Here is a 13,121-nt window from a genome sequence, read left to right as displayed (position 1 = left end):
AACAGGAGCCTCGTTGCTCCTGCACGGACTCGTGCTCGGCGTGCCTGGGTGGGAGCCGTTCGCGACGAGCGAGCCCAAAGACCCACCGGTGCTGCACGCGAGCCTCGCGCCGCTGCCCGAGCCCGTTGCCGCGGTAGCGGTACCCGTCGCCCCGCCGCCCGCACCAGTCGCGGCGCGACGGCCTAAACCCCGTCCGAAGCCCGCGCCGGCCGCCGACGCTGCCCCCGCGGCGGTGATCGCGATGGCCGACGCACCGGGCGAGCCCGCGAACGCGGCGCCGGAGCAAACGCCACCCCCGCCGGCTGCGCCCGCCGACGTGATCGCGACGGCCGAGGAGGCCGCCCCGGCGGCATCGCAGGACGCGACCGCCGCCGCGGCCGCAACCGGGGGCGCCCAGGAGATCAAGGGCGTCAGCATTGCCGGCTGGCCGCGCCACGGCAGCATCCGCTTCCGCACCTCGATGGGCGAAGGCGGCTTCGTGGTTGGCGAGGCGCGCCACGAGTGGGCGCACGACGACAAGCGCTACACCATGTCGGTGGCCCTCCAGACGACCGGCATGGTCGGCATCTTCCGCACCTTCCACTACGCCCAGCGCAGCGAAGGGTTCGTCGGTCCGGAAGGCCTGCGCCCGGAGACCTTCTCTGTCGAGCAGACCTCGAAGGACCCGTCGAGCGCGACCTTCGACTGGAGCGCCGGCCAAGTCAGCCTCCACCGCGGCCGCGGGCGTTCCGACCGCACGGCGCCGATCCAGCGCGGCGACCAGGACCTGCTGAGCCTGTGGCACCAGATCGGCATCGTCGGCGCCGGTCGGGACGTCACCGAACTCACCGTCGTCAGCGGGCGCGAAGCGACCCCGGCAGCGGTAACCGTCGTAGGCGCCGAAGTGCAGGCGCTGCCCATTGGACGGCTCGACACCCTGCGCGTGCGCGCCGCCGCTCGCGACGGCCGGCTCAGGATCGACATCTGGCTCGCCAACAGCTACGGCATGCTGCCGGTGCGTATCCGCATCGTCGACGAAAAGGGAGAAATCCTCGACCAGCAGGCCATCGAGCTGCGCCTGTCGCCGCCGGGCAGCGCCGCGGAAGGCGACGGCGCCGCCGGTTTGTCGGACGAGCAAAACATGATTGAACTGAGGGCGGAAGACCATCCTCCCGCCCGTCCACCCTTCGGAAACTGAATAACAATGTCGAAACACGAAGAGGCTGCATCGCGCAGCCTGCTGATCCATGCCGCCCAAGTCCTGGGGGCTGTCCTCACCTTCGAATACCCCGCCGACGCCGTCCTGTCGCACCACTTCCGCGAGCACCGCGAGATCGGCCACCGCGACCGCGGATTCATCGCCGAAACCGTCTACGGCATCGTCCGCCGCCTGCGCTGGCTGCGCCGGCTCGTCGGCGACAAGGCCCGTCCGCGCGAACTCGTGCTCGCCTGGCTCGCTCGCGGCGAAGGCTGGCCGATGCGCCACTTCGAAGGGCTCGCCTCCGCCACTGAGCGCGACTGGATCTCCGGTATCAAGGGCAAGGAGCTCGACGAAGGCTCGATCGCCGAACGCGCCGACCTGCCCGACTGGCTCGCCGAGCGCCTCGCGGCGACCCACGACGAGGCCGCGCTGATCGAGCTCGCGCACAGTCTCAACCGCCCGGCGCCGCTCGACCTGCGCGTGAACGTTCTGAAGACCGACCGCGACGCCGTGCTCGATGCCTTCAAGCACAACGGCATCGACGCCAAACCCTGCCCGTATTCGCCGCAAGGCATCCGCCTCGCCGGCAAGCCCGCGCTGCAAAAGCATCCGCTCTTCCTCGACGGCTCCTTCGAAGTGCAGGACGAGGGCAGTCAGCTGCTGGGCTACCTCGTGCAGCCGAAGCGCGGGGAACTCGTGATCGACTTCTGCGCCGGCGCGGGCGGCAAGACGCTCCAGCTCGGCGCCCTGATGCGCTCGACCGGCCGGCTCTATGCCTTCGACGTCGCCGAGAAGCGGCTCGCCAAGCTTAAGCCGCGGCTCGCCCGCGCGGGCCTGTCGAACGTGCACCCGGTGCTGATCGCGCACGAGCGCGACGCCAAGGTCAAGCGCATGGTCGGCAAGGCCGACCGCGTGTTGGTCGACGCACCCTGCAGCGGCCTCGGCACGCTGCGCCGCAATCCCGATCTCAAGTGGCGCCAAACGCCCGAATCGGTCGCCGAGATGGTCGCCAAGCAGGGCGCGATCCTCGAATCGGCCGCGCGGCTCGTGAAGCCGGGCGGCCGGCTCGTGTATGCGACCTGCAGCCTGCTGGCGGAAGAGAACGACGGCGTCGTCGACGCCTTCCTCGCCGCACACCCCGAATTCCGGCTGCTCAACGCCGCCGATGTGCTCGCGAAGCAGGGCATCGCGCTCGACACCGGCGAACGGCTGCGCCTGTCGCCTCGCACCCACGATACCGACGGCTTCTTCGCCGCCGCGATGGAGCGTGTCGCGACCGATGCGTAAGGCCGGACGCACGCGGCGCGCGCTGCTCGGCGCGTCGCTCGGGCTCGCGATGCTCTGTGCGCTGCGTCCCGCGGAAGCGAACCAGCTGCTGCCCGCCGAAGGCACTGTCGAAGTCGCCTTCGCGCCCGCCGGCCAGCCCGAGGCGCTGCTCGTCCGCGTGATCGGGCAGGCGAAATCCAGCATCGAGGTGCAGGCCTACTCCTTCACCAGCCGGCCGATCGCGGCTGCACTGATCGCCGCCCACCGTCGCGGCGTTCGCGTGCGGGTGCTCGCCGACGAGCGCATGAACCGGCGCGGCACGGGCAACGTGTTGCCGGACCTCGTCGCCGCCGGCATTCCAGTGGCGTTCGAGACCCGCTATGCCGCCGCGCACAACAAGGTGCTGATCGCGGATGCGGACGGACCTGTCTGCACGCTCGCAACCGGCTCTTTCAATTTCACCCGTGCCGCGAGCACCCGCAACGCAGAGAATCTCATCGTCCTGCGCGACAACTGTCCGCTCGTGCAGGCCTATCTGGAAAATTGGCAACGCCATCGCGAGGACGCCTCGCCGGTTGTCGCCGATTACTGGAACGACTAGTGATGAATGAAGAAATCCGCGTCGCCGCGATGCTCACCGACATCTGGAGCGACCTGCAGAGCCCGGTCGTGCTGTGGCAGATCGGTGCCATTCTCTTCAGCCTGGGAATCGCGTGGGTCGTCGAACGCGCGGCATTGCGCCGCGTCGGCGAGGCCACCGACGACGAATCGCGCATGCGCCGCCTGAGCCGCAGCGGCCTGCGGCGCGTGCTCTTCCCGCTGACCGCGCTGGCCGTCGTGTTCGCCGCGCGCGCCGTGCTGCACAAGTACCACAACGTCCATCTGCTCAACCTCGCGGTACCGCTGCTGACGTCTTTCGCGGCGATCCGGCTCGTCGTCTTCGCCGTCCGGCGCGCGATCGGTTGGGCGACCTGGCTTGCGAGCTTTGAGCGCGTGTTCGCATCGCTCGCGTGGGCGGTGTTCGCGCTGCACATCCTCGGCTGGCTGCCCGAGGTGCTCGATGCGCTCGACAGCGTCTCCTTCAATACCGGCTCGCAGAAGCTGTCGCTGCTGGTCTTGCTGCAGGGCGTGGCGATGGTGCTCGTCTCGCTGCTCATCGCGCTATGGGCGGCCGGTGCGCTCGAGCGTCGCCTCAGCGCGGCGGCCGGACTCGACGACAGCGTGCGCCTCGTGCTGCTGCGCGTCGCGAAGGCCCTACTGCTCGTCGTCGCGGTGCTGGTCGCGCTGCCGATGGTCGGCATCAACCTGACGACGCTGTCGGTCTTCGGCGGCGCGCTCGGCGTCGGCCTCGGCTTCGGTCTGCAGAAGATCGCCGCGAACTACGTGTCCGGCTTCATCATCCTGCTGGACCGCTCGCTGCGGATCGGCAGCCTCATCACCGTCGGTGCCGAACGTGGCGTCGTCACGCAGATCAACACCCGCTACACCGTGCTGCGCGCCTCCAACGGCGTCGAATCGCTGGTGCCGAACGAGACCCTGGTCGGGTCGGTGGTCCAGAACGAGACTTACACCGACACCCGCATCGCCGTGCCGGTCAATTTCCAAGTGAGCTATTCGACGGATCTGGAGCGTGCGCTCGCGATCCTCGTCGAGGCGGCGCAGGCCCAGCCGCGCGTCCTGCCCGATCCCGCGCCGAAGGCCTTCGTCGTCAGTTTCGGCGACAACGGCATCGACCTGCGGCTCTCGGTGTGGGTGTCGGATCCGCAGGAGGGCACGCTCGGCGTCATCTCCGAAATCAATCTGGCGGTGTGGCGCAGCTTCCGCCGCGAAGGCATCGAGATTCCCTTCCCGCAGCGTGAAGTGCGTCTGGTGCCGGGCGAGGTGGCTGCTGCGCTGCCGGCGGAAACGGCCGCCGCGGCAGCGACAGCCGGGGGCGGCTGAGGCCAGGTGCTAGTCGGCGGCGTCTTCGCGCAGCGCGTCCGCCCAGCAGTTCGGCGTCTCGAAGAGGCGCACGCGCTCCAGCCGCAGCTGGTTGCCATAGGCGTCGCGATACAGCGGATCGAGAATGCGGAAGGCCTCGCGCGCGAGGTTCTCCGCCGTCGGCACGCAATCGAGCACCACCGTCTTGTGCCCCGGCATCGACGCGAGGAAGTCGATGACCGCCCGGTCCCCGCGATACGCGAGGAAAGCGTGGTCCCAGACGTCGACGATATGCGTCTTGGCGACCGCCTTCACGTCGGCGAAATCCATCACCATGCCATTGACGGGCTGGCCCGCCGCGTCGATGACGCCACCCGACAAGGTGATCTCGAGCGCGTAGCGGTGGCCGTGAAGATGCCGGCATTGACTGGCATGATCCGGAATCCGGTGTCCGGCGTCGAATTCCAGTCGGCGGGTGATGCGCATGATTGACCTCGCAAGTACAAGGGCGGGATTATAACATTCGCCCCAAAACCGACTCCCGATGACGACCATGTCCGCCAGCGACACCCAACTCAGCACCCGCAACCACGACCGCGACTTCGCCGGACTGACCTACGTCTATCCCGTGCTCTCGCGCCGCGCGGGCGGCGTGTCGGTCGGGATCAACCTCAACCCGAACAACGCCTGCAACTGGCACTGCGTCTACTGCCAGGTGCCGGATCTGGTCCGCGGCACCGCTCCGAAGATCGATCTCGCAGTGCTCGAAAGCGAGCTCCGCGGATTCCTGGACGCCCTCGTGCATGGCGACTACATGATGCAGCACGTCCCGGAAGGGCTGCGCGTGATCCGCGACATCGCCTTCTCCGGCAATGGCGAGCCCACGAGTGCCGCCGAGTTTGCCGATGCCGTCGAGGTGGCCGCGCGGCTGCGTGCGCAATTCGGTCTGACGGGCGTGCCGCTGCGCCTCATCACCAACGGCAGCCTGATGGGCCGCAGCACCGTGCGTGAGGGCGTACGCCATCTGGGTGAGGCCGGAGGCGAGGTCTGGTTCAAGGTCGATGCCGGTAGCAATGCCGCGACGCGCCGCATCAACGGGGTGTCGCTCGATCCGGCCGCGGTCGCCCGGCGGCTACAGACGAGCGCTGCGCTCTGCGCGACCTGGGTCCAGACCTGCATGTTCCGTTGGGACGGCCAACTGCCGACGGACCAAGAGCTGGATGCCTATCTGCACGTGCTCGAACTGGCAGGCGTGGAACGATTGGCGGGCGTACTGTTGTACGGTGTCGCGCGGCCGTCGATGCAGCCGGAAGCGCAGCGCGTCTCGCCGCTCTCGCCCGAAGAGCTTGAGTCGATCGCCGACCGTATACGTAAGAAAGGGCTGACGGTCCGCGTCAGCCCTTGAATGTCGGCTGCAAGGCCGATTACCGCGACTTCGTCTGTTCCTTGCGCTTCGCGCGAGCTTCCTTCTTCAGGGTCTTGAACATTTCGGGGTTCGAGGCCTTCAGGAACTCAGCCACTTCGACGTCTTCCTTCTTGACCTTGCTGATGTCGATCTGCTCGATGTGCACGAGGCGGAGCAGTGCCTGCACGGGACGGGGGATATTACGACCGCTTTCATAGCGCGAGCCACCGCTCTGGGTAACACCGATCTTCGACCAGAACTGCGACTGATTCATGCCGAGCTTGCGGCGGATCTCGCGGACATCGAAGGTTTCGTTGCTTTTCATGACTGGGTCCTCTGTTGTGAAATCAATTGCGATATGTGCATCGGCTACGCACTTTCGTGCTCCTACGACTTAAGTCGTACGGTGATCCAAGTATAGATTACTATCCCGTGCAAATACAATTAAAAAAATGTCACAGCGGGGGTTAACCGCAATCAATACGGGGAGAAGCCGTGCTTGACCTCTACGGAGGGATTGAGTCAGCAAAAATCCGTGGCTTTCGTTAGAATGTTTCGTTTTATCCACAGTCACTTGGATACGACGATGGCACTGATAGTTCAGAAGTACGGTGGCACCTCCGTGGGCAACCCGGAACGCATCAAAAACGTCGCTCGCAAGGTGGCGAAGTTCCAGGCGGTCGGCAATCAGGTCGTGGTGGTGGTTTCCGCGATGAGCGGCGAGACCAACCGCCTGATCGCGCTGACCAAGGATGTCGCCGCGAGCCCCGATCCCCGCGAACTGGATGTGGTCGTGTCGACCGGCGAGCAGGTCACGATCGGCCTGCTGTGCATGGCGTTGCACGACATCGGCGTCAAGGCGAAGAGCTACACCGGCGGACAGGTGCGCATCCTGACCGACAGTGCGCACACCAAGGCACGCATCCTCAATATCGACGAGGCCCCGATCAAGAAGGATCTCGATGACGGCAACATCGTCGTGGTCGCCGGCTTCCAGGGTGTGGACGAACACGGCAACATCACCACGCTCGGCCGCGGCGGTTCCGATACCACCGGCGTGGCGCTGGCTGCGGCGCTGAAGGCCGACGAATGCCAGATCTATACGGACGTCGACGGCGTCTACACCACCGACCCGCGCGTCGTCCCGGAAGCTCGCAAACTCGACAAGATCACCTTCGAGGAGATGCTCGAGCTCGCGAGCCTCGGATCGAAGGTGCTGCAGATCCGCTCGGTCGAATTTGCCGGCAAGTACAAGGTCAAGTTGCGCGTCCTGTCCAGCTTCGAGGAGGAAGGCGAGGGCACGCTCATCACTGTTGAGGAAGATCAGAACATGGAACAACCCGTCATCTCCGGCATCGCCTTCAATCGCGACGAGGCCAAGCTCACGGTGCTCGGCGTGCCCGACAAGCCCGGCATCGCTTACCAGATCCTGGGGCCGGTCGCGGACGCGAACATCGATGTCGACATGATCATTCAAAATGTCGGGCACGACGGCACGACGGACTTCTCGTTCACCGTCAGCCGCGGCGACCTCGACAAGGCCGTCAAGGTGCTCGAAGGCGTCAAGGCGCACATCGGCGCGCGCGCGATCGCCAGCGACAAGACGATGGCCAAGGTGTCGATCGTCGGCGTCGGCATGCGCTCGCATCCGGGCGTCGCGTCGATGATGTTCCGCACGCTGGCCGAAGAGGGTATCAACATCCAGATGATCTCGACCTCGGAAATCAAGATCTCGGTCGCGATCGAGGAAAAGTACCTCGAACTCGCCGTGCGCGTGCTGCACAAGGCCTTCAATCTCGAAGCCGGCGAATAATAAGGTTTGACCAGTAGCTCACAGATCGCTATGATGTAGGGCTCTGACGATGGAGAGTTGGCCGAGAGGTCGAAGGCACTCCCCTGCTAAGGGAGCATACGGGCTAAAACTCGTATCGAGGGTTCGAATCCCTCACTCTCCGCCAGTCGAAATGACCGAACCCGCGCTTGTCGCGGGTTTTGTCTTTTCGCCGCCGCTTTTCGTTTTCCTGTTTCCGCGAGTTGCCCCAATGAAAATCAGATACGCATTTCCCGCGTTCGTCATCAGTCTGCTGCTGAGCGGCTGCTCGCTGTTCGTCGTTGCCGATGCGGCGGTCACTGTCGTCGCGACGACCGTCAAGGTCGGCGCGAAAGTCGTCGGCGCGGCGGCGGACGCGATCATTCCCGACGGCGACGACAAGCACGACAAGCAGGAGAAGAAGTCGGACTGAGGAGGAGGCTTGCTCGAGAGGCTTTCCTGACCGGTATGGACATAAAAAACGGGCCCCGCGGGGCCCGTTCGTGCGACTGGCTGGAATGCCTGTTACTTGGCGGCGATGGCCTTGTAGTTGAGCTTTTCCTTGATCCGTGCGGACTTGCCGGAGCGGTCGCGCAGGTAGTAGAGCTTGGCACGGCGAACGTCGCCGCGACGCTTGACTTCGATGCTGTCGACCAGCGGCGAGTAGGTCTGGAACGTACGTTCCACGCCTTCGCCCGAGGAGATCTTGCGCACGATGAAGTTGGAGTTCAGGCCACGGTTGCGCTTTGCGATCACCACGCCTTCGTAGGCCTGGAGACGTTCACGCGTACCTTCCTTCACCTTCACTTGCACCACGACGGTGTCGCCGGGGGCGAACTCGGGGATGGTCTTGTTCAGGCGGGCGATTTCTTCCTGCTCGAGCAGTTGAATCAGGTTCATTTGCAGCTCCTGTCAATGGCACTTGGCCTCGCGGCAGAGCAGGTACGTGCCTGATGCGCGCGGTTTTGTATTCGGGCGTTCAGGCGTTGCCGCCTTCGGCCCCTGCTTGCTCCCGCTTGAATTCTTCAAGCAGTGACAATTCTTCCTTGCTGAGGCGACGCCCGTTGAGCAGATCCGGGCGTCTTTGCCAAGTCCTGCCGAGGGCCTGCTTCAGCCGCCAGCGACGAATCGCGGCGTGATTGCCGGAGAGCAGGACCTGCGGCACCTGCTCGCCTTCGTAAACTTCCGGTCTCGTGTAGTGCGGGCAGTCGAGCAGCCCATCCACGAACGAGTCTTCCTGCGCCGAATCGGCATCGTTCAGTGCGCCGGGTAGGTGGCGCACGATCGCGTCGAGCAGCACCATTGCCGGCAATTCCCCGCCCGACAGCACGAAGTCGCCGAGCGAGATTTCTTCATCGACGTGGCGGTCGATCAGTCGCTGGTCGATGCCTTCATAACGTCCGCACAGCAGTGTCAGGGACGGCAGTGCGGTCAATTCCAGTACCTTTGCGTGGTCCAATCGTCGACCTTGTGGCGACAAGTAGATCACGCGCCCGGCGGCGCCGGTCAATGCTTCCTGTGCGGCTCTGGCGCGGGCGATCGCCTGCTTCAGCGGGTCGGGCAGCATCACCATCCCGGGGCCGCCGCCGTAGGGGCGGTCGTCCACCGTGCGGTGCGGATTGTCCACGAAATCCCGCGGGCTGTGGAATGCGATCTCGTAGAGTCCGCGTTCCAGTGCTCGCCGGGTGATGCCGCTGGCGGTGAGTGCCGCGAACATCTCCGGGAACAGGGTGACGACATCGAAGCGCCTTGCGGCGGCAGCTGCGCTCACCCTTGTTTCACCAATCCTTTTGCCAATCGACCCGGATCGTCCGGTTCGTCAGATCCACATCCAGTACGTAGGCGGCGACGAACGGGATCAATCGTTCGGTGTCGCCGTCGCGAATCTGCAATACGTCGTGGGCGCCGGTCGACATCATTGCTTCGACCGTGCCGAGCGCTTCGCCGGCCTGATTGACGACGCCGAGTCCGATCAGGTCGCCCCAGTAAAACTCGTCCGCGTCGGGTTCAGGCAGTGCTTCGCGCGGTGCTGCAATGTAGCGTCCCTGCAGGGCTTCGGCCGCGTTGCGGTCGACGACCCCTTCGAAGCTGGCGATCAGTCCCGAACCGTGTTCGCGGAACCCGGTGAGCTTGATGCCCTGCCAAGCTTCGGCCGGCGCATCCGTCTGCTCGGCCAGCCACCACTGGGGCATGTCGCCCCAGGACAGCGGATCATCCCCGAAGGGATGAATCTTGACCCAGCCCTTGACGCCAAAAGGGGCGACAATGCGCCCCAGTATGATCATGACTGCGAACGGCGCAGGTTGATCAGGCAGCCTTGGCGGCCTGCTTGGCCAAGCGTGCGACGGTCGGCGACAGCTGGGCACCGTTTTGCTGCCAGAAGGCCAGGCGCTCGGCGTTGATCACGAGGCCCTGTGCGGAACTGGAGGCCATCGGGTTGTAGAAACCAACGCGCTCGATGAAGCGGCCATCGCGACGGTTGCGCGAGTCGGCAGCGACGATGTTGTAGAACGGGCGCTTTTTGGCGCCACCACGGGCAAGGCGAATGACGACCATTTGGGTGTCCTGATAAATGGGTGCGAAAAGCAGGCAATTGTAGGGGAAAAGCGGGCGATGGACAAGGGCGCTGACAGGGCGCTCCTCGACTGTCCTGTCGAGCCTCGTCCCGTACGCAGTGTGATAGTGCGGCGCGCCCATATTGGGGCCGTTCTTGAATAGAATGGTCAGCATATCCGAAGATACTCGCCCCAGATGCCCTTGCCTCAATCCGTGTCCGTGCAGATGACCCCCGTGATGGAGTGGCTGGCGAGCGAGCCGGCCGACGATCCGGTGGCGGACTTGGCCAATCTGCGCCAGTACTTCGGTCGCTTGCCCGAGCCGGAGGTGGCGGGGCCGTTGTATCAGCAATGCATCGAGCAGTTCGAACTGCGCGTCGCGGACCTGTGCGATCGCGTCAAGCCGCGGCTGCTGAGCGCGGCCCTGCCTTTGTCGCGCGAACTGCACGGTGCGACGAGCGAACTGGTTGCGGCGCTGCTCGATGTCGCTCGCGGCATGTGGCGGATCGCCGAGATGGCGCGCGAGCGCTGGCGGCCCGTGCGGCGTGCGGATCCGGAGGTGCTGGTGGCGCGCGCGCTCGCCGTCGTGCACGAGGCTTTCGTGCTGTCGGCGATGGGCGGTGCCGCCGCGCCGGCGGGGCTGTGGCGCTGTGCCTACGATATCGCCGGCGCAGGCGACGGACTCGACGCCGTGCTGACAGCGCGCCGCGAGACGCGCGCCGGAGAGGCGGCCTACCAGTTGAAGCGCATGTTCGCGCTGTCGGTGCTGCAACCCGAGAGCCTGACGCCGCGCGAGCTCAGTTGGGCTACGGAGTATCTGCAGGCGCTGGCCGACGAGGCGGTGCTTTCGCGTCTGGCCATTGCGCCGGTTGCGTCCTCTTTCTGGGTCAATCCTTCCGAGGATGCTCCGCCGGTCGCAATGGTGCGCAATCCTGCCCCGGCATCGTCCGAACTGCTGCATTTTTCGGCCTTCGGAATGTCGCGACTGCTCGCGGCTCAGGTCGATAAGCTCAACGAGAGCGAAACGGAAGCGGTCGCTTCGGGGCTCGAACGCGACGGCGAACTGCTGGAACCGGATTTGTCGGACTTGCCGCTGGGTCTGACGCTGGTCGAGGCGCTGTCGGTGATGGTCCGGATGCGCGACCGCTGGGCACAGCCGCCGAATCGGGTGCAGCCGCGGCGGCCTCATCAGTATTCCGTCCAGGTGTGCGCAGGCTTGCGGGCGATCTGGGAGGTGGCGCGGCCGGGCGCCACGTCCAGCCGTATCGGCGAATGGATGGTGTACAACGAGAGCCCCGGGGGCTACGCGATCATGTCGGTCGGCGGCTTGTCGGCGAGTCTCAGTGCCGGCATGGCCGTTGCACTGCGGCGCGATGCGGCGCACCCGTGGTCGATCTGCATCGTGCGCTGGATTCGCAGCGAGAACCCCGAACAGGTCGAACTCGGCCTGCAGGTGCTGTCTCAGACGGGTACGCCGGTGTCGATCGCGTTTCGCGGCGCGGACGCGCGCAGTACCACGCCGGCCTTGCTGCTGCCGCCCGTGACAGCGCTGAGGCGCAATTCCGCGATCCTGGCGCCGGCGGGTACCTATTCGTCGCGCCGCTTCGTGCTCGTCCATGAAGGCGAGCACTTGTACGTGGCGCAAGCCCGGGTGCTGAGCCTGGACATGCAGACCGCGAACATCGAGCTCTTTCAGTACGAGGTCGACCCTTACCCGATCTGAGCGTCGGCGGCGAGTTCCTGAGCTTCGGTCGGAGTGGCCCGGAGCAGCCCCGCAAGCACGGAAATCGGCTGGTCCGCCGTGCGCAGCGCCGTCTCCAGGCGGAGGGCGGTATCGCTCGCGATGCGGTCGTTGCCCACGCTGCGCCAATCGGCGGGCGACAGGGCGAAGCGGGAGATGACAGCTGCAAGGCCGATGTCGGCGGAATTGCGGCTCAATAGCCATTCGCCGTCTTCGGTCTGGGCGACCCAGCCCGCATCGCGGAGTTCTCCGAGCAGTTGTTCGCCGTCGTGGCTGCCGATGCGTGCGCGTTCGAGCAGCGCTTCGAATGCGAGCGGGCGCCCGATGCACTGGGCTTCGGCGAGCGCGACCAGCATCGTGACGGCGGTCCAGGCGCGATCGCCGGGAAAGGGCGGGGCGATGCGCGTGCGTTCGAAGAAGCACGGCAGCGATGCGACGATGATCGCGCCGAGCAGGATGACGACCCAGGACAGATACAGCCACAGCAGGAAGATCGGCAGCGTCGCGAAAGTCCCGTAGATCAGCGTATAGGTGGGGATGCGCGAGATGAAGAGGCCGAAGAGTTGCTGCATCAGCAGGAAGAAGCCTGTCGCCGCAATGCCGCCACAAAGCGCGTGGCTGGGGCGTACGGGGTGGTTGGGCACGCCGTAGTAAAGGAAGGTGAAGAGCGCGCACAGCAGGGCCGACGAGACTCCGGTCGATGAGAACTCGGCAAGCCAGGAGGTGTTGCCGACCATCGCTACCGAGGTCGCGACGAGGTGGCCGGTCGCCAGCGCGGTGGCGCCGAGTGCGACCGGGCCCAGCGTGAGGGTGAACCAATGCACGGTAAGTCGCGTCAGCAGCGGGCGGGGGCGGCGCACACCCCAGATCTGGTTGAACACGCGGTCGATGGTCATCAACAGCATCAGCGCGGTGACGACCAGCGCGCCGGTGCCGATCAGCGTGAGCTTTGCGGCCTTCTGCGAGAACTGGAAGGCGTAGGTCGCGATGATCTTGCCGGCGCGATCCGGCAGCAGGTTCTCGAGCAGGAAGGTCTTCAGCGATACGCCGAGCGAGGAGAACGCGGGGAAATTGCTGAACAGCGCGATGACGACGGTGACCAGCGGAACGATTGCCAGCAGCGTCGTGAAGGCGAGGCTGCCTGCGACTTGCGGGCAGCGGTTGGCGACGAATTGGCGGGCGAGGAGGTGTGCGAAGTCGCGCAGGGGTCTTAACGGCATGTGATGCAGGCGGGGAGCGAGGAG

General features: G+C 65.7%; 15 protein-coding genes and 1 tRNA gene. 9 read left to right on the top strand and 7 right to left on the bottom strand.

The window, feature by feature from the left end; translation table 11 throughout:
• The first annotated feature begins 13 nt into the window (after window positions 1–13).
• From AZKH_RS17305 to AZKH_RS17290, 4 genes are read left to right on the top strand one after another with little or no spacing between them, the layout of a single operon-like run.
• Window positions 14–1,177 (top strand): DUF3108 domain-containing protein, encoded by a 1,164-nt coding sequence (locus AZKH_RS17305; RefSeq protein ID WP_015437085.1) that lies wholly within the window; start codon window positions 14–16, stop codon window positions 1,175–1,177.
• A 6-nt stretch (window positions 1,178–1,183) separates the two neighbouring features.
• On the top strand, window positions 1,184–2,467 hold the full coding sequence (locus AZKH_RS17300; RefSeq protein WP_015437084.1) for an RsmB/NOP family class I SAM-dependent RNA methyltransferase: 1,284 nt from the start codon (window positions 1,184–1,186) through the stop codon (window positions 2,465–2,467).
• Complete coding sequence (locus tag AZKH_RS17295; RefSeq protein WP_015437083.1) at window positions 2,460–3,047, top strand: phospholipase D family protein; 588 nt, start codon at window positions 2,460–2,462, stop codon at window positions 3,045–3,047. Before AZKH_RS17300 ends, AZKH_RS17295 begins: the two co-directional genes overlap by 8 nt.
• A 2-nt stretch (window positions 3,048–3,049) precedes the next feature.
• On the top strand, window positions 3,050–4,387 hold the full coding sequence (locus AZKH_RS17290) for a mechanosensitive ion channel family protein (RefSeq protein WP_015437082.1): 1,338 nt from the start codon (window positions 3,050–3,052) through the stop codon (window positions 4,385–4,387).
• A 9-nt stretch (window positions 4,388–4,396) separates the two neighbouring features.
• Here AZKH_RS17290 and queD read toward each other — a convergent pair whose 3' ends face one another.
• A complete protein-coding gene (gene queD, locus AZKH_RS17285; protein ID WP_015437081.1) occupies window positions 4,397–4,852 on the bottom strand; it encodes a 6-carboxytetrahydropterin synthase QueD in 456 nt (151 codons plus the stop codon).
• A gap of 58 nt (window positions 4,853–4,910) precedes the next feature.
• Between queD and AZKH_RS17280 the strand changes: the two genes are divergently transcribed.
• Entirely contained in the window at window positions 4,911–5,771 is an 861-nt protein-coding gene (locus AZKH_RS17280; RefSeq protein ID WP_015437080.1) for a radical SAM protein, read from the top strand.
• Between the two features lie 19 nt (window positions 5,772–5,790).
• On the opposite strand, the gene AZKH_RS17275 is transcribed toward AZKH_RS17280, so the two are convergent.
• The gene (locus AZKH_RS17275) at window positions 5,791–6,096 is read right to left on the bottom strand and encodes a DNA-binding transcriptional regulator (RefSeq protein ID WP_015437079.1); all 306 of its coding nucleotides are present in this window, start codon (window positions 6,094–6,096) and stop codon (window positions 5,791–5,793) included.
• A 261-nt stretch (window positions 6,097–6,357) separates the two neighbouring features.
• Between AZKH_RS17275 and AZKH_RS17270 the strand changes: the two genes are divergently transcribed.
• The 3 genes from AZKH_RS17270 (at window position 6,358) to AZKH_RS17260 (ending at window position 8,014) form a co-directional block, all read left to right on the top strand.
• Window positions 6,358–7,584: an aspartate kinase gene (locus AZKH_RS17270; RefSeq protein ID WP_015437078.1), complete on the top strand. Its 1,227-nt coding sequence runs from the start codon at window positions 6,358–6,360 to the stop codon at window positions 7,582–7,584.
• Between the two features lie 51 nt (window positions 7,585–7,635).
• Window positions 7,636–7,729 (top strand) — tRNA-Ser (locus AZKH_RS17265).
• Window positions 7,730–7,813: 84 nt separating this feature from the next.
• Window positions 7,814–8,014: an NF038104 family lipoprotein gene (locus AZKH_RS17260; RefSeq protein ID WP_041657476.1), complete on the top strand. Its 201-nt coding sequence runs from the start codon at window positions 7,814–7,816 to the stop codon at window positions 8,012–8,014.
• A 92-nt stretch (window positions 8,015–8,106) separates the two neighbouring features.
• Here the strand turns inward: AZKH_RS17260 and rplS are convergent, their stop codons facing one another.
• The 4 genes from rplS to rpsP all read right to left on the bottom strand — a co-directional run bounded on the left by rplS (window position 8,107) and on the right by rpsP (window position 10,137).
• A complete protein-coding gene (gene rplS, locus AZKH_RS17255; RefSeq protein WP_015437077.1) occupies window positions 8,107–8,481 on the bottom strand; it encodes a 50S ribosomal protein L19 in 375 nt (124 codons plus the stop codon).
• 79 nt (window positions 8,482–8,560) lie between these two features.
• On the bottom strand, window positions 8,561–9,352 hold the full coding sequence (trmD, locus tag AZKH_RS17250; RefSeq protein WP_015437076.1) for a tRNA (guanosine(37)-N1)-methyltransferase TrmD: 792 nt from the start codon (window positions 9,350–9,352) through the stop codon (window positions 8,561–8,563).
• Between the two features lie 7 nt (window positions 9,353–9,359).
• Complete coding sequence (rimM, locus tag AZKH_RS17245; protein WP_015437075.1) at window positions 9,360–9,866, bottom strand: ribosome maturation factor RimM; 507 nt, start codon at window positions 9,864–9,866, stop codon at window positions 9,360–9,362.
• A 22-nt stretch (window positions 9,867–9,888) separates the two neighbouring features.
• Complete coding sequence (gene rpsP, locus AZKH_RS17240) at window positions 9,889–10,137, bottom strand: 30S ribosomal protein S16 (RefSeq protein ID WP_041656330.1); 249 nt, start codon at window positions 10,135–10,137, stop codon at window positions 9,889–9,891.
• A gap of 195 nt (window positions 10,138–10,332) precedes the next feature.
• Between rpsP and AZKH_RS17235 the strand changes: the two genes are divergently transcribed.
• On the top strand, window positions 10,333–11,859 hold the full coding sequence (locus tag AZKH_RS17235; RefSeq protein WP_015437073.1) for a hypothetical protein: 1,527 nt from the start codon (window positions 10,333–10,335) through the stop codon (window positions 11,857–11,859).
• Here AZKH_RS17235 and AZKH_RS17230 read toward each other — a convergent pair.
• Window positions 11,847–13,097, bottom strand: coding sequence for a YihY family inner membrane protein (locus tag AZKH_RS17230; protein ID WP_015437072.1), 1,251 nt, complete (start codon window positions 13,095–13,097; stop codon window positions 11,847–11,849). The genes AZKH_RS17235 and AZKH_RS17230 overlap by 13 nt on opposite strands.
• Window positions 13,098–13,121 lie beyond the last annotated feature (24 nt).

The sequence above is a fragment of the Azoarcus sp. KH32C genome (assembly GCF_000349945.1).
In the GTDB taxonomy this organism is placed as follows: domain Bacteria; phylum Pseudomonadota; class Gammaproteobacteria; order Burkholderiales; family Rhodocyclaceae; genus Aromatoleum.
The sequence above is the reverse complement of the archived record's forward strand: the minus strand, read 5'-3'. Positions and strand labels throughout refer to the sequence as shown.